The sequence below is a fragment of the Pseudocitrobacter cyperus genome (assembly GCF_039889165.1).
Taxonomy (GTDB): Bacteria; Pseudomonadota; Gammaproteobacteria; order Enterobacterales; family Enterobacteriaceae; genus Pseudocitrobacter; species Pseudocitrobacter cyperus.
Map to the genome: position 1 here is coordinate 304,904 of NZ_JAYMYY010000005.1, position 16,140 is coordinate 321,043.

At 54.3% G+C, this 16,140-nt stretch carries 15 protein-coding genes; 10 read left to right on the forward strand and 5 right to left on the reverse strand.

Annotated features, from left to right (window positions below; all coding sequences use genetic code 11):
- Positions 1-35 precede the first annotated feature (35 nt).
- From tusA to VSR74_RS17290, 4 genes are all read left to right on the forward strand, one after another.
- On the forward strand, positions 36-281 hold the full coding sequence (tusA, locus tag VSR74_RS17275; RefSeq protein ID WP_149464092.1) for a sulfurtransferase TusA: 246 nt from the start codon (positions 36-38) through the stop codon (positions 279-281).
- 185 nt (positions 282-466) lie between these two features.
- The gene (locus VSR74_RS17280) at positions 467-1,450 is read left to right on the forward strand and encodes a TRAP transporter substrate-binding protein (protein ID WP_347795852.1); all 984 of its coding nucleotides are present in this window, start codon (positions 467-469) and stop codon (positions 1,448-1,450) included.
- A 10-nt stretch (positions 1,451-1,460) separates the two neighbouring features.
- Positions 1,461-1,970 carry a TRAP transporter small permease gene (locus tag VSR74_RS17285; protein WP_347795853.1) on the forward strand — a complete coding sequence of 170 codons (510 nt, stop codon included), beginning with the start codon at positions 1,461-1,463 and terminating at the stop codon, positions 1,968-1,970.
- An 11-nt stretch (positions 1,971-1,981) separates the two neighbouring features.
- On the forward strand, positions 1,982-3,265 hold the full coding sequence (locus VSR74_RS17290; protein WP_347795854.1) for a TRAP transporter large permease: 1,284 nt from the start codon (positions 1,982-1,984) through the stop codon (positions 3,263-3,265).
- Positions 3,266-3,305: 40 nt separating this feature from the next.
- On the opposite strand, the gene zntA is transcribed toward VSR74_RS17290, so the two are convergent.
- A complete protein-coding gene (gene zntA / locus VSR74_RS17295; protein ID WP_347795855.1) occupies positions 3,306-5,507 on the reverse strand; it encodes a Zn(II)/Cd(II)/Pb(II) translocating P-type ATPase ZntA in 2,202 nt (733 codons plus the stop codon).
- A 78-nt stretch (positions 5,508-5,585) separates the two neighbouring features.
- The gene (locus tag VSR74_RS17300; RefSeq protein ID WP_347795856.1) at positions 5,586-6,212 is read right to left on the reverse strand and encodes a lysoplasmalogenase; all 627 of its coding nucleotides are present in this window, start codon (positions 6,210-6,212) and stop codon (positions 5,586-5,588) included.
- Between the two features lie 135 nt (positions 6,213-6,347).
- Between VSR74_RS17300 and VSR74_RS17305 the strand changes: the two genes are divergently transcribed.
- A complete protein-coding gene (locus VSR74_RS17305) occupies positions 6,348-6,704 on the forward strand; it encodes a DUF2500 domain-containing protein (RefSeq protein ID WP_347795959.1) in 357 nt (118 codons plus the stop codon).
- 45 nt (positions 6,705-6,749) lie between these two features.
- Here VSR74_RS17305 and VSR74_RS17310 read toward each other — a convergent pair whose 3' ends face one another.
- Complete coding sequence (locus VSR74_RS17310) at positions 6,750-7,022, reverse strand: DUF1145 family protein (RefSeq protein WP_347795857.1); 273 nt, start codon at positions 7,020-7,022, stop codon at positions 6,750-6,752.
- Positions 7,012-7,608, reverse strand: coding sequence for a 16S rRNA (guanine(966)-N(2))-methyltransferase (gene rsmD / locus VSR74_RS17315; RefSeq protein ID WP_347795858.1), 597 nt, complete (start codon positions 7,606-7,608; stop codon positions 7,012-7,014). Before rsmD ends, VSR74_RS17310 begins: the two co-directional genes overlap by 11 nt.
- A gap of 192 nt (positions 7,609-7,800) precedes the next feature.
- Here rsmD and ftsY point away from each other — a divergent pair, with 192 nt between their 5' ends.
- The 5 genes from ftsY (at position 7,801) to livJ (ending at position 13,534) form a co-directional block, all read left to right on the forward strand.
- Positions 7,801-9,312, forward strand: coding sequence for a signal recognition particle-docking protein FtsY (ftsY, locus tag VSR74_RS17320; RefSeq protein WP_347795859.1), 1,512 nt, complete (start codon positions 7,801-7,803; stop codon positions 9,310-9,312).
- A gap of 2 nt (positions 9,313-9,314) precedes the next feature.
- A complete protein-coding gene (gene ftsE, locus VSR74_RS17325) occupies positions 9,315-9,983 on the forward strand; it encodes a cell division ATP-binding protein FtsE (RefSeq protein WP_347795860.1) in 669 nt (222 codons plus the stop codon).
- Positions 9,976-11,031 carry a permease-like cell division protein FtsX gene (gene ftsX, locus VSR74_RS17330; protein ID WP_347795861.1) on the forward strand — a complete coding sequence of 352 codons (1,056 nt, stop codon included), beginning with the start codon at positions 9,976-9,978 and terminating at the stop codon, positions 11,029-11,031. Before ftsE ends, ftsX begins: the two co-directional genes overlap by 8 nt.
- Before the next feature lie 239 nt (positions 11,032-11,270).
- Positions 11,271-12,125, forward strand: a complete 855-nt coding sequence (rpoH, locus tag VSR74_RS17335) for an RNA polymerase sigma factor RpoH (RefSeq protein WP_347795862.1) — start codon at positions 11,271-11,273, stop codon at positions 12,123-12,125.
- Positions 12,126-12,430: 305 nt separating this feature from the next.
- Positions 12,431-13,534 carry a branched chain amino acid ABC transporter substrate-binding protein LivJ gene (gene livJ, locus VSR74_RS17340; RefSeq protein ID WP_347795863.1) on the forward strand — a complete coding sequence of 368 codons (1,104 nt, stop codon included), beginning with the start codon at positions 12,431-12,433 and terminating at the stop codon, positions 13,532-13,534.
- Between the two features lie 173 nt (positions 13,535-13,707).
- Here livJ and VSR74_RS17345 read toward each other — a convergent pair whose 3' ends face one another.
- Positions 13,708-15,999, reverse strand: coding sequence for a hypothetical protein (locus VSR74_RS17345; protein ID WP_347795864.1), 2,292 nt, complete (start codon positions 15,997-15,999; stop codon positions 13,708-13,710).
- Positions 16,000-16,140 lie beyond the last annotated feature (141 nt).

Here is a 16,140-nt window from a genome sequence, read left to right on the forward strand (position 1 = left end):
TAAACTAGGGGCGATTTTTCCACAGTGAGACCAAAATGACCGATCTGTTCGCCAGCCCAAACCATACCCTGGACGCCCTCGGCCTCCGCTGCCCGGAGCCGGTGATGATGGTGCGCAAAACCGTGCGCACGATGCCCGTGGGCGAAACGCTGCTGATTATTGCCGATGACCCGGCGACCACCCGCGATATCCCCGGTTTCTGCACGTTCATGGAACATGAACTGATTGCCAAAGAGACGGACGCTCTGCCATATCGCTATCTGCTGCGTAAATCCCACTGATTTTATCAGGGCAGATTTTGTGATCTGCCCTGAAATATCGTTATCACATCGTTAAAATCGCGTTTCGAAATTGTTTCTTTTGTGAGTTATCTCACCGCCCGCCTTGCACTTCCCGTCTAGTTTTTAAGCGTAAAAATAAAACAACGTTTTATCTCTTATCTCAAAGATACCGCTGGAGCTGACCGATGAAGATGACTGTTAAGCCATTCGTGGCCGCTTTTTGCCTCTCAACCGCCGCCCTCTTTTTTACCACACATGCCTCAGCGCAGGTGATCAAGGCCGCTGATGTTCATCCGGAAGGCTATCCCAACGTGGTGGCGGTGCAGCATATGGGGGAGAAACTCAAACAGCAAACCGATGACAAGCTGGAGATTAAAGTTTTCCCCGGCGGGGTACTGGGCGATGAGAAGCAGATGATCGAGCAGGCGCAAATGGGGGCGATTGACATGATCCGCGTGTCGATGGCGCCGGTGGCGGCAATTCTGCCCGATATCGAAGTCTTTACCTTGCCCTACGTGTTTCGCGATGAAGATCATATGCATAAGGTGATCGACGGCGAGATTGGCAAGCAGATTGGCGACAAGCTCACCAATAACCCGAAATCACGGCTGGTCTTCCTGGGCTGGATGGATTCCGGTACGCGTAACCTCATTACCAAAGAACCGGTGCTGAAGGCGGAAGATCTTAAGGGCATGAAGATCCGCGTACAGGGCAGTCCGGTTGCGCTGGCGACGTTAAAAGACATGGGCGCGAACTCCGTCGCCATGGGCGTCAGCGAAGTCTACAGCGGCCTGCAAACGGGGGTGATTGACGGCGCAGAGAATAATCCACCGACGTTTATCGCCCATAACTACCTGCCCGTCGCCAAAAACTATACCCTGAGCGGCCATTTTATCACCCCGGAAATGCTGCTTTACTCGAAAGTGAAGTGGGACAAACTGAGCGCGGACGATCAGCAAAAAATCATCACTCTGGCTCGTGAAGCGCAGCTTGAGCAGCGTGAGCTGTGGAAAGCCTACAACGAACAAGCGCTGACGAAGATGAAAGCGGGCGGTGTGCAGTTCCACGAAATCGACAAAACCTTCTTCGTTCAGGCTACGGAGCCGGTGCGCAAAGCCTATGGCGAGAAGCATCAGGATCTGATGAAAGCCATTGCCGATGTCCAGTAACGGAGGCCCTATGTCTGAACGCTTTTCGTGGGTAATGGACAGGCTCTATATGCTGTCGATGTGGGTGGCGGGGGTATCGCTGCTGGTGATGACTATTGTGATTCCGGTGGGGATATTTTCCCGCTACGTGCTTAATCGGGGTGAGTCCTGGCCGGAGCCGGTCGCCATTATCTGCATGGTGACTTTTACCTTTATCGGCGCGGCGGTCGGCTACCGCGCCGGGTCGCATATCGCTGTCAATATGCTCACCGACCGGCTGCCCGCCCCGTTGCAAAAGGTTGCGGCGCGGCTGGTGGATCTGCTGATGCTGCTCGTTACCGCCGTTATGTTCTGGTACAGCTTCTGGCTCTGCGTTGAACTCTGGGAGCAACCCGTTGCTGAATTTCCGGTAATGACCTCTGGCGAGAGCTATCTGCCGTTGCCAGTGGGTTCTGCGGTGTTAATTCTGTTTGTGATTGAGCGCCTGCTATTCGGTTCGCAGGAACACCGCCCGGTGGTGCTTGTCGGCAACCACGGTTGATGAGGTGAAAAATGGATGCGTTTATTTTGCTTTTCACCCTCGCCATTTTGTTGGCCGTGGGGATGCCCGTTGCATTTGCTGTTGGCCTGAGCGCCGTCGCCGGGGCGCTATGGATTGATTTGCCGCTGGAAGCATTGATGATCCAGATAACCAGTGGGGTGAATAAATTTACCCTGCTGGCGATCCCGTTCTTTATTCTGGCGGGCGCGATCATGGCCGAGGGCGGCATTGCCCGGCGGCTGGTCAACTTCGCCTATCTGTTCGTGGGCTTTATTCGCGGCGGGCTATCGCTGGTGAACATTGTCGCCTCGACCTTTTTCGGCGCGATTTCCGGCTCATCAGTGGCGGATACGGCATCAATCGGTAGTGTGATGATCCCGGAAATGGAAAAGAAGGGCTACCCGCGTGAATACGCGGCGGCGGTCACGGCGAGTGGTTCGGTGCAGGCGATCCTGATCCCGCCCAGCCATAACTCGGTGATTTACTCGCTGGCGGCGGGCGGCACGGTGTCCATTGCTTCGCTGTTTATTGCAGGGGTGCTGCCGGGATTGCTGCTTGGGCTGTGCCTGATGATCCTGTGCCTCGGTTTCGCCCATAAGCGCGGCTATCCTAAAGGGGAGCGCATCCCGTTAAAGCAGGCGTTGAAGATTTTTGTCGATGCGCTGTGGGGGCTGATGACGGTGGTTATTATTCTCGGCGGTATTCTCTCCGGGATTTTTACCGCCACGGAATCGGCGGCGGTGGCCTGCCTGTGGGCCTTCTTCGTCACTATGTTTATCTACCGCGACTACAAATGGAGCGAGTTACCGAAACTGATGTGCCGGACAGTGAAAACCGTCAGTATCGTGATGATTTTGATCGGTTTTGCCGCGGCTTTTGGCGCAGTGATGACCTATATGCAGTTGCCCGTGCGCATTACGGCGTTCTTTACGTCGCTCTCGGATAACAAGTACGTCATTTTGATGTACCTGAATATTATGCTGCTGCTGATTGGTACATTGATGGACATGGCGCCGATTATCCTGATCCTGACGCCAGTGCTGCTGCCGGTGACGAATGCGCTGGGCATCGACCCGGTGCATTTTGGCATGATCATGATGGTGAATCTGGGGATTGGCCTGATAACGCCGCCGGTGGGGTCGGTGCTGTTTGTCGCCAGCGCGGTGAGTAAGCAGAAAATTGAGAGCGTGGTGAAAGCGATGCTGCCGTTCTATGGGATGTTATTGCTGGTGCTGGGGCTGGTCACCTACGTTCCGGCGATATCGTTATGGCTTCCGCGGGTGTTGGGGATGTAATAATGTGCCGGATGGCGTCGCCGCCATCCGGTGTTTCCCGTCACCGCAGTTTAATCCGTAACAACCGCAGCGCGTTCAGCGTGACCAGCACCGTCGCCCCGGTATCCGCCAGCACCGCCAGCCACAACCCGGTTATGCCGAGCAGGGTGGTGACGAGGAAAATGCCTTTTAACCCCAGCGCGATTGCGATGTTCTGCCGCACATTGGCGTGGGTTGCTCGTGCCAGGCGCAGCATCTGCGCCAGCCCGGTCAGGCGGTTGTGAGTCAACGCGGCGTCAGCGGTTTCCAGCGCCACATCACTGCCGCTGCCCATCGCGATACCTATGGTCGACGCTTTCATCGCCGGCGCGTCGTTAATCCCATCTCCAACCATCGCCAGCGGCGCTTTGGCATTCAGCGCCGTCACCTCGCTGACTTTATCTGCGGGTAACAGCCCGGCGCGGAAATCGAGCCCCAGTTCGCCCGCGATGGCGGCGGCCGCGCGTGGGTTATCACCGGTCAGGATAATGCCCTGGATGCCCAGCGTATGCAGGGTATTGATAGCTTCACGGGCATCATCACGCAGAGTATCGCGCAGCGCCAGCACACCCAGCAGTGTCTCGTCGCGCGTTATCAGCACCACCGTGTTACCGGCTTTTTCCAGTTCTTCGATCTGCGTCTGATGAGCATCCGCCGGGAATTTACCCGCCGCGCAAATCAGAATGCGTTGCCCATTAACGTCTGCTTCAATACCGGAACCGGCCAGCGTGCGCTGGTTGTCGGCTGAGGGTAGCGTTAGCTGGCGCTGTTGCGCTTCACGAACAATGGCTTGCGCCAGCGGGTGGGTTGAACCCTGTTCCACGGCGGCAGCCAATTTCAGCAGATGATTTTCGTCCAGGTCGGCGGTGGCGACAATCGCCGTTACCTGCGGTTTGCCGATGGTCAGGGTACCGGTTTTATCGAATGCCACCTGCTGAATACGACCCAGTTGTTCCAGTGCGGCACCGCCTTTAATCAACGCGCCGTAGCGTGCGGCGGTTGCCAGGCCAGAGGTAATCGCCGCCGGGGTGGAGATCACCAGCGCGCACGGGCAGCCAATCAGTAGCAGCGTCAGGCCTTTGTAGATCCACTCCAGCCACGGCGCGGAGAACGCCAGCGGCGGCACCAGCGCAACCAGCAGCGCCACGACCATAATTGCCGGGGTGTAAATGCGGCTGAAGCGGTCAATAAAACGTTCAATGGGCGCGCGACGCTCTTCTGCTTCTTCTATTAAACGCAGAATACGGTCGATGGCGCTGTCGCCGGGCTGCGACGTCACGGTGATTTGCACCAGACGGTCAACGCTGGTGGCGCCAGCGCTGACGCGCTCGCCCGCACTGTGTTCCACCGGAATAGATTCACCGGTTAAGGCGCTTTCATCAAAGCTGGCGAAAGGTGAGAGCAGCGTACCATCAGCAGGTAGACGCCCGCCCGCTGCCACTTCAATCACGTCACCAGGGCGTAAATCCTGCTGCGCTATCGTTTCACGCAGGTCGCCACGCACGCGCACGGCGGTATCCGGTTTCAGCGCCATTAATGCACTGACGCCCTGACGTGCGCGGGTCGCCGCCCAGCCTTCCAGCCGCTCGCCAATGAGAAACAGCAGCAGCACCATCGCCGCTTCCGCCGTTGCACCAATAAACAGTGCGCCAATGGCTGCGACGCTCATCAGCGTTTCAATAGCAAACCAACTCCCGCTCTTAATCAGGCGCAGCGCCTGACGGGCTACCGGATAAAGTCCAACCAGGGTGGTGGCGATAAATGCGGCATTGCCGAGCGGATGATTGAAATGCTCCAGCCCCCAACTGATAGCCATCAGCAGGGTTAGCAGGATGAGCGGCAGGTTCTCGCGCAGGCGGGAAGGCGTTTCTTCCGCTTCAGGAGAATGGGTATCACGCAGGGTGTAACCGGCGGCAGTCACTGCCTTTTCCACCTGCGCGCGAATGTCGTTATCGGCATCGACCAGCAACTTTTCGGTGGCGAACAGGACTTTGACCTGGTTAACGCCGGGGATCTGGCTTACCGCCGTTTCGACTTTGCGCGCGCAGGCGGCGCAGTCCATGCCATCGACAAGCCAGCTATAGCGGGCATCCGGCAGGCTGTCGGCAACGGTAGATGCGCACTCGCCGTCGCAGCAGCAGTCGTCCGTTTTGGCGGGCGCAGGGGTAAACTTCAGCGAGGAAAACTGCGGCGCTTTAGCGGGCTTCGTCTCTGGAGTCGACATGGTATCCTCCGGTTAATGATCGTTGTTTCATTAAACGCAGCATACACTCTGGAGTCGACTCCAGAGTCAAGAGCCATTTTACAGATAGAGCGCGCGGACAATCAAAAAGTGCCCGGCAAAGTAGCAGGCCGACGAAATGGCATTATCGGCGCGGAAGCGATAACGATAGTGGCTCACCAGCCAGACGATATTCCCCAGCAACAGCAGCGCCGCGCCGACGAACCCGGAAAGCGCCGGGCTGGTAGGACGCAGGAACCACAGTTCACCCGCCAGCCAGACCATCACCAGCGTCATGGCGATAAAGGTTGCGACAGGTATACGGAGTTCTTCCAGCTTGCTCCAGATAACGGCCAGCAGCAGCGCGCCAATCACCAGCAATACCAGCGGCAGCGGCCAGAAGAAGCTGAGCGTCATCTGGCTGGCAAACCAAATGGTATACAGCAGATGCGACAGGAAGAAGGCGCCGATGGCATAGAGCAGACGCTGGCGTGGTAAAAGCGTAAGCGCATCGCCAACCAGAGAAGCACAGAGCCCTGCAACCACCAGATAGCCAACGGCCTCAAACATCGGCGCTTGCCAGGCGAGAAACAGAAGAAGAATAAGGGTGACCGGTTTAAACACCCAGCGCTGCCAGGCCGGGCCACGGTATGACGCATCGACATATAGCCATGCGGATAAGCAGACAGCAATAAACGACCAAAGCATATTAAGTCCCTGTTATCATTAATGGGGTATTACACGCGTAGTCCTGGTCTTCAGTGTAGTGTTCATGGGCGGTCAATGACAATCGTCTTCCATGCCGTATTGCCCGAATTGCGTAAATTCTTATGAGATATGATGATGAGTAAGATGCCGTTGTTTTTCGTCATTGTGGTCGCAATCATCGTGATTGCCGCGTCGTTTCGCTTTGTGCAGCAGCGGCGGGAAAAGCAGGAAAACGACGCCGCGCCGCTGTTGCAAAAACGCGTTGTGGTCAGCAACAAGCGTGAAAAAGTGCTGAACGACCGTCGTTCGCGCCAGCAAACGGAAATTCCTGCGGGCAGTACCCTGCGCTACGACGTGAGCTTTAAACCGGAAGCGGGCGGACTGGAGATGAGTTTCCGTCTCGACGGCGCGCAGTATCATGCGTTGACGGTGGGCGACAAAGGCGTGCTGAGTTATAAAGGCTCGCGGTTTGTGGCGTTTAAGGCAGATTAACAGGCCGGATAAGCGCAGCGCCATCCGGCAAATAACAGAGAACGACTACTTCTTCTTCGGCATGATTTTCTTCTGCCACACCAGCAGTTCAAAGACGCCAAACAGGAAGATGCGCACCTTCTCGCCTTTGGTCATTTGCGGGCCGTCTTTCGGCATGGTGGACTGCAGCAGCGCCAGTTGCATACCGTGCATCAGCACCATAAACACCAGCGCGACGTTAACGAAAATATTCAGCGGACGCGGGAAGGGCTGGATGAGATTGAGCACCAAAAATGCCCAGACGCATAGCATCAGCAAGCGACCAAAATTAATCAGCATCGTTTTCTCCTTGTGCTTCACGATGGTACAGGCGATATGCCACCTGACCGGCAACCTTCTCGCGATGCAGCGCCCAGTTTACGGGAACCGCTGGCAGGCCGTTTTCCACTTCGCTTTCAACATAGATAAGCGCATCGTCCGCCAGCCAGCCGTTGTTCTCCAGCAGGGCGAGCGTTTCAGCGAGCAGCCCTTTACGGAACGGCGGATCGACAAAAACGATATCATGCGGCGTGCCCGGCTGGTTGAGGAATGAGAGCGTGTTCGCATTCACGACCTTGCCCTGATTCGCCTTCAGCGTGGCGAGATTTTTCTGCAACTGCTGGGCGACCTGTTTGTCCATCTCCAGCAGCGTTGCCCCCGCGGCATAACGCGAGAGCGCTTCCAGCCCGAGCGCGCCGCTTCCGGCAAAGCAGTCGAGACACCGGGCGTCCACCATTGACGGCGCCAGCCAGTTAAACAGGGTCTCGCGCACGCGGTCAGTGGTGGGGCGCAGGCCGGGGCTGTCCGGAACCGGTAATTTTCGGCCACGCCACTGGCCGCCGATAATGCGGATCTGGCCGCTGCCCGCAGAGGTTGGTTTCTTCATTTTATTGCTCTGGTCGCTCTTTTGGCCTGCTATTCTAACGATCTGCTTACTTCGACGAAACCTTAATCCGCAGGCGGTGATGCGCGCCGCGTTAAGTGGTAGACTAACCGACTAATTTCATCATTATTTTAGCTTTCGCCCCTGTAATGGCGAAACAGCGCCATAAATAAACCGCGAGGAGTTAAGTCGCAAATGGCAAAAGAGAAGAAACGTGGCTTTTTTTCCTGGCTGGGCTTTGGGCAAAAAGAACAGCAGCAGGACGTTGAATCTGAACAGAAAATCGAAGAGCAGGCGTCAGAAGAACAGCCTGTAAAAGATGACGCGGCGGCGATTGAAACCGCGCAGGAAACGCCTGTTGAACACACTGAGCAGGAGAGCGAAGCCTTTGCTGCTGACGTCGTCGAAGTCACCGAAGAGATTGTGGAAAGTGAAAAACCGCAGCCGGATGAGGCCGTGGTGCCGGAAGCCACTCCGGAAGCGGTGATTGAACACGAAGAGCTGCCGCTGCCGGAAGAGGTCGCGCAAGAGATTGCCGAACCAGAAGTACAGGCCGAAGAGGCGATGATTGAAGAGGTCATCGAACCTGTTCAGGAAGCCGAACCCGTTATTGCAGAGGTTGAGCCAGAAGCAGCGGTAGTGGAAGAGACCGTCGTTGAAGATGAACCCACTATTAGCGACGAAGAACTCGATGCGCAGGCACTGGCAGCGCAGGACGCCGCAGAAAATGCCATCGATGGCGAGGAAGCCACCGAAGAAGTACAGCAGGAGCAGGAGAAGCCAACGAAAGAGGGTTTCTTCGCGCGACTAAAGCGCAGCCTGCTGAAAACAAAAGAAAATCTCGGTTCCGGATTTATCAGCCTGTTCCGCGGCAAGAAAATCGACGATGATCTGTTTGAAGAGCTGGAAGAACAACTGCTGATTGCCGACGTCGGCGTAGAGACAACGCGTAAAATCATCAGCAGCCTGACTGAAAGCGCCAGCCGCAAACAGCTTCGTGATGCCGAGGCTCTGTACGGCCTGCTGAAAGATGAAATGGGCGATATCCTCGCAAAAGTGGAAGAACCGCTTAATATTGAAGGCAAAACCCCGTTCGTTATCCTGATGGTCGGTGTTAATGGCGTGGGTAAAACCACCACTATCGGTAAGCTGGCGCGTCAGTTCGAGCAGCAGGGTAAATCGGTGATGCTGGCGGCGGGCGATACGTTCCGCGCCGCAGCGGTGGAGCAGCTTCAGGTTTGGGGTCAGCGTAATAACATTCCGGTCGTCGCGCAGCACACGGGCGCAGACTCCGCATCGGTTATTTTCGATGCCATTCAGGCGGCGAAGGCGCGCAATATCGACGTGCTGATTGCTGATACCGCAGGGCGTTTGCAGAATAAATCGCACCTGATGGAAGAGCTGAAGAAAATCGTTCGCGTGATGAAAAAGCTCGACGTAGAAGCACCGCATGAAGTGATGCTGACCATTGACGCCAGCACCGGTCAGAACGCCATTAGCCAGGCCAAACTGTTCCATGAAGCCGTTGGCCTGACGGGGATCACGCTCACCAAACTGGACGGTACCGCAAAGGGCGGGGTTATCTTCTCTGTGGCTGACCAGTTCGGTATTCCGATTCGCTATATCGGCGTCGGCGAACGTATCGAGGACTTGCGTCCGTTTAAAGCGGGCGATTTTATTGAGGCACTTTTTGCCCGAGAGGACTAACAATGATTCGCTTTGAACACGTCAGCAAAGCCTATCTCGGCGGGAGACAAGCGTTGCAGGGAGTCACCTTCCATATGCAACCAGGCGAGATGGCATTCCTGACCGGCCATTCCGGCGCAGGGAAGAGTACCCTGCTGAAGCTTATCTGCGGAATTGAACGGCCAAGCGCCGGGAAAATTTACTTCAGTGGGCATGATATCAGCCGTCTGAAAAACCGTGAGGTGCCGTTCCTGCGTCGCCAGATCGGCATGATTTTCCAGGATCACCATCTGCTGATGGATCGCACCGTATTTGATAACGTAGCGATCCCGCTGATTATTGCCGGGGCCAGTTACGATGATATTCGCCGCCGCGTCTCTGCGGCGCTGGATAAAGTCGGCTTGCTCGACAAAGCGAAAAACTTCCCAATTCAACTCTCCGGCGGTGAGCAGCAGCGCGTGGGTATCGCCCGTGCGGTGGTGAACAAACCTGCTGTACTGCTGGCGGATGAACCGACGGGTAACCTGGACAACGCGCTGTCGGAAGGCATTCTGCGTCTGTTTGAAGAGTTTAACCGCGTTGGCGTCACGGTGCTGATGGCGACCCACGACCTGGGCCTTATCTCCAGCCGTTCTTACCGCATGCTGACGCTCAGCGATGGCCATTTGCATGGAGGCCAGATGCATGAATAAGCGCGAAGCCATGAATCAAATCCGCCAGTTCGGCGGCCGACTGGATCGTATTCGTCAATCTGTAGGTAAAGGCGGCAGCGGGCGCAATGCGCCGAAGCGGCCGAAAGCGCCGCCGAAACCTGCCAATCGCAAAACCAATGTGTTCAACGAGCAGGTGCGTTATGCCTGGCAGGGCGCATTGCAGGATCTGAAAAGCAAACCGTTCGCCACGTTCCTGACGGTGATGGTGATCGCCATCTCCCTGACGCTGCCGAGCGTGTGCTACATGGTCTACAAGAACGTGAACACGGCGGCGTCGCAGTATTACCCGTCACCGCAGATTACCGTTTATCTGCAAAAAACGCTGGATGACGATGCGGCAGCGCGCGTGGTCGCGCAGTTGCAGGCGGAGCAGGGCGTGGAAAAGGTGAACTACCTTTCACGTGATGAAGCGCTGGGCGAGTTCCGTAACTGGTCGGGCTTCGGCGGCGCGCTGGATATGCTTGAGGAGAACCCGTTGCCTGCGGTGGCGGTAGTGATCCCCAAACTCGATTTCCAGAGCACCGACTCGCTGAATACGCTGCGCGACCGCGTGGCGCAGGTCGATGGCGTGGACGAAGTGCGTATGGATGATAGCTGGTTTGCGCGCCTGGCGTCGCTCACCGGGCTGGTTGGGCGCGTGTCGGCGATGATTGGCGTGCTGATGGTGGCGGCGGTATTCCTCGTCATCGGTAACAGTGTTCGCCTGAGCATTTTTGCTCGTCGCGATACCATCAACGTACAGAAACTGATCGGCGCAACCGACGGGTTTATTCTGCGTCCGTTCCTCTATGGCGGTGCGCTACTCGGTTTTTCCGGTGCATTTCTTTCACTGATTCTGTCAGAAATTTTGGTGATGCGGCTCTCATCCGCCGTCACGGAAGTGGCGCGTGTATTCGGAACTCAGTTTGAACTCAATGGGTTATCGTTCGATGAATGCCTGTTACTGCTGCTGGTGTGCTCGATGATCGGCTGGGTTGCAGCATGGCTTGCAACGGCACAACATTTACGTCGATTTACTCCCGAGTAATAAAGTTCTGTTATACTCTTCCCCTGCTACGAGTTCCCGTTAGCAGGGGATACGTTTCACCCTTTCCATTCCCCTGCCCTCGTCGGGTGTCACATTTTGTGCGTAATCTATTCACAGTGTTGCATTGAACTTGTGGATAAAATCACTGTCTGATAAAAGAGTGAATGGTAATCTCGTTGCTCAAAAGCTCTGGCACGATTGTTGCTCAACGGCCAGACGATATTGATTGAGAGGATTGAATGACCAAAGAAATGCAAAATTTAGCTTTAGCCCCTGTTGGTAACCTGGAGTCTTACATCCGGGCTGCGAACGCATGGCCGATGTTGACGGCTGATGAAGAGCGGGCGCTCGCTGAAAAGCTGCATTACCAGGGCGATCTGGAAGCAGCTAAAACGCTGATCCTGTCTCACCTGCGCTTTGTTGTTCATATCGCTCGTAACTACTCGGGCTATGGCCTGCCGCAGGCGGACTTAATTCAGGAAGGTAATATCGGCCTGATGAAAGCCGTTCGTCGCTTCAACCCTGAAGTGGGCGTGCGTCTGGTCTCTTTCGCCGTACACTGGATCAAAGCGGAAATTCACGAATACGTACTGCGTAACTGGCGTATTGTGAAAGTCGCAACGACCAAAGCACAGCGTAAGCTGTTCTTTAACCTGCGTAAAACCAAGCAGCGTCTGGGCTGGTTTAACCAGGATGAAGTCGAGATGGTCGCGCGCGAACTGGGCGTATCCAGCAAAGATGTCCGTGAAATGGAATCCCGTATGGCGGCGCAGGACATGACTTTTGACATGTCTTCCGACGACGAATCCGACAGCCAGCCAATGGCGCCGGTGCTTTATCTGCAGGATAAAACGTCTAACTTTGCCGACGGCATCGAAGACGATAACTGGGAAGAACAGGCGGCTAATAAGTTGACTGATGCGATGATGGGTCTGGACGAGCGTAGCCAGGACATTATCCGCGCCCGCTGGCTGGACGAAGACAACAAGTCGACGTTGCAGGAACTGGCCGATCGTTACGGCGTTTCCGCGGAACGTGTTCGCCAACTGGAAAAGAACGCGATGAAAAAACTGCGCACCGCGATTGAAGCCTAACCGCACAACGCGTTAAGCAGTACCTGATAACCCCTGGATGCGAGTCCGGGGGTTTTTGTTTGTTCAGAGCCATCCGGCGATTGTTCATGACACTGACGATGTCATAAATCTGTTACATCCCTTCTAAATTTCTCGTTTCAAAATCCGAAAAATGGGGTATGTTTTTAGCAGACTATGCTGCTATGACACCGCATGCATCGGTTCTGACTAATATCATATGCTTATCTTATAGATAAAAGCAGAATAACGTGTCGCACAACAACATCACAACAAATACAATCACCATAACAATGGGGAACCTCAGGATGAACATGAAGGGTAAAGCGTTACTGGCAGGATGTATCGCGCTGGCGTTCAGTAACATGGCTTTCGCTGAAAATATTAAAGTCGCGGTCGTGGGCGCGATGTCGGGCCCGGTGGCGCAGTATGGCGATCAGGAGTTTACCGGTGCTGAGCAGGCGGTTGCGGATATCAACGCCAAAGGCGGCATCAAAGGCAACAAGCTGCAAATCGTAAAATATGATGATGCCTGTGACCCGAAACAGGCGGTAGCGGTGGCGAACAAAGTGGTTAACGATGGCATCAAATATGTTATCGGCCACCTTTGCTCCTCTTCGACTCAGCCCGCTTCTGATATCTATGAAGATGAAGGCATTCTGATGATCACCCCGGCGGCGACTGCACCGGAGCTGACCTCTCGCGGCTATCACCTGTTGCTGCGCACCACCGGCCTGGACTCTGATCAGGGCCCGACGGCGGCGAAGTACATTCTGGAGAAAGTGAAGCCGCAGCGTATTGCTGTCGTTCACGATAAACAGCAGTACGGTGAAGGTCTGGCGCGTGCTGTGCAGGATAACCTGAAGAAAGGCAACGCTAACGTCGTCTTCTTTGACGGGATCACCGCAGGCGAGAAAGATTTCTCGACGCTGGTCGCGCGCCTGAAGAAAGAGAACATCGATTTCGTTTACTTCGGTGGCTATCACCCGGAGATGGGGCAGATCCTGCGTCAGTCTCGCGCGGCAGGCCTGAAAACTCAGTTTATGGGGCCGGAAGGCGTGGCGAACGTCTCGCTGTCCAACATCGCGGGCGACTCTGCGGAAGGCCTGTTAGTGACCAAACCGAAGAACTATGACCAGGTTCCGGCGAACAAACCGATTGTGGATGCGATTAAAGCGAAGAAACAGGATCCGAGCGGCGCGTTTGTGTGGACTACCTATGCGGCGCTGCAATCACTGCAGGCGGGCCTGAACCAGTCTGAAGATCCGGCGGAAATCGCCAAATACCTGAAAGCGAACTCCGTAGAGACCGTGATGGGGCCGCTGTCATGGGATGAAAAGGGCGACCTGAAAGGCTTTGAGTTCGGCGTGTTTGACTGGCATGCCAACGGCACGGCGACTGATGCGAAATAACAAATTATATACACAAAATCATTCAAGTTGCATCAAGGCGGCAAGTGAGTGAATCCCCAGGAGCGTACATAAGTACGTGACTGGGGTGAACGAGTGCAGCCAACGCAGGGGCAGCTTGAAGGATGACGTGTATAAAGCCTGTGCCCGATGCGTATTTACCATCGGGCATTTCATTAAGGCGCAGGAACCTCTTGTAAAGGCTGGTGATTTCTCCACTCTTTCACTTGCTGGAGATCGAACCACGCCCGGTTTTTCTCATCTGACCGCAGCATTTGCAGATAACGATCCGTTACCCGATAACCGCTGTATTCCATCGGGATAATCATCTCCCCCTGTTCGCTGATGATCCCGGCCTGTGTGTTTTCTCCGTCGGCGTCAGAGAAGGCAATGAGCCAGGCATCAATCGGCGGGATATATTCCAGCGACGTTCCACGATGGTGGAAGAACGGCTGACCTTGCCCGTCGACCATGCTGAGTTCGCCGTTATCGCCAATAACCGCAAAATGATTTTTCTTTGCCGTGTGGTAAATCATTTTCGCTGCATGGACGAGCGTTTTCCCTTTTTGATCAACAAGATAATATTTTCCATCCGCGTCGTCAGCGATAAATATACCTTCATCCAACCGTATAGACCTGAAGGTGGGCGGCAGCAGCCATTGCAGGGTATTCAGGTCAAAAATTCCCTTTTTCACACCATCGCCTGTCACCGCCAGGTGTTGCTCGAAAATATCGACGGAAGATTTAGCCTGGAGCAGAAGCTTCCCTTGTTCGTTAAACACCGACCAGGCAATATCCTGCCCCTCTTTGTCTTCTAATGTTGAGAGGATAAATGGCGGCTGCGGGTGAAAAAAGCGATAACGACCGTTTTCAGGCTGGGGGATAATAAGATTGCCGTGGTTATCGATCAGCCCTTCGGCAACGGTAAAGTAACGATCTTTGCTCCTGCCGGAATCGTTTCTTTGTGATTCATATTTGAACAGATTTTTTAATTCCTGCTCAGGAATTGCCGCGAGCGGGCTTTTCGTCAGATCGAGTTGTTTAAAAACCTGCGCCAGGAACATTTGCTCGCGTAAATCGCCGCTCGCATCAGGTACGCCGAGAACCAGCGTAAGCTGCTCATTGATTTTGATAAGGTAGTTATAACGAACATAACTTTTGCCTGTGTAGAGAACCACATTGCCTTCGCGCTTCCCTTTTTGTTTATCGATTGACGCTAAGCCAATCTTATCTTCGTCTACTAATGTATCTATCGAATGTGCGTACAGTTGCACATAAATATTTTCTTTCGTTTTTTTTGATGGAAACCAGATGGGGGCTATCATCATACTGCTGCCTGGGTTGAAGAACCGTGTGGGTTTCTCAAGCATGAGATCCATTGCTTTCCACATCGCTTTTTCCACCTCAGCCTGGTTAAAGACATCGCTGACCTTCGCCTGATACTTTTCCTCTAACGCCTGCCGGGATAACTGTAAATATGACATTGAGACGGTTTTTTTTCCCAGATAACGCGGATCCATCGTGCGTAACACGGAAAATTCTCGGGCGATTTGTTTTGCCGTTGCGGCATTGGCGATACCGATAAAATAGCGTTGGCTGGCGTCGTCATAGTGATAATAAAACGCTTCCAGCTTCCCCTGCGAATTGTAATAAATCGCGCCGTTGTCCGTTTGTAAAAGCACCTGCGTTTGATTCTTTAACAGCTGCGTCAGCGTGATATCACCCGGTTTGCCGTTGAAGATATACAGCGTGCCGCCATGTCTTTCCTGCTGACTGTAATAAGTAAAAATAAGGGTATCGCCATCGGCCTGTGATGCCAGAGGAAGCGCGTCGAGGTTACAGTCACGCGTGCAGTCCCTCGGTGTACGATCAACCAGGCGCATGTCGATAGGCATCTTAATGACAAAAGACTTACTGAGCGAAAACGGCGTGCCGAGAAAGTCATCCAGCGAGAGATGTTTGAAATAGTCGATGTTCTCGCGCATTTGCGCCTGGTATGCGCTTTCGCTTTGCTTCTGCTCTTGTTGACGCTTTACCAGCTCCGGTGAGTCGGCGCTGACTTTCTTAAGGGTCAGGGTTATCTGGCAGGCGTGATAGCCACAATCGGTGCCCTTATCTGACAGCAGTTGCAGGGTGTGCCCTTTGCCCTGCGTGATGGTGTAATCAACATCATTAAGCTGAACGCGTTCGTTCTCAATAGTCTTCGTGCCGTTGTTGATAGGCGTGTAGTACGTTACAGAGGATGGCGTAAAGTTGAAGTAGTTATCCGCGTTGACTTGCTTGATGTTTTTTGCAATTTGGCGTTGCTGTTCCGGGAATAGCAGACGGTTGTCCTGCGGTTTGGCGTGGCTGTTATCAAATTCAACCTTTACATCGGCAACCAGATAATAACCCTCATGAGTTTTATCTACGCCGTCACAGCCGGATAGCAGCACACAAGCTGCCAGTATGGTAATGAATCCCTTCATCTTGTTTTCCTTGTAAATTATTAACACGCTAATTTACTACTTTGCTAACCTGTTAATCTATGCGATTACTCGCAGGGACGGATAAATGTTGGCCTGTTTTTAATACAATTATTGCCAACACCGTTAACTGGCGTATAGTTG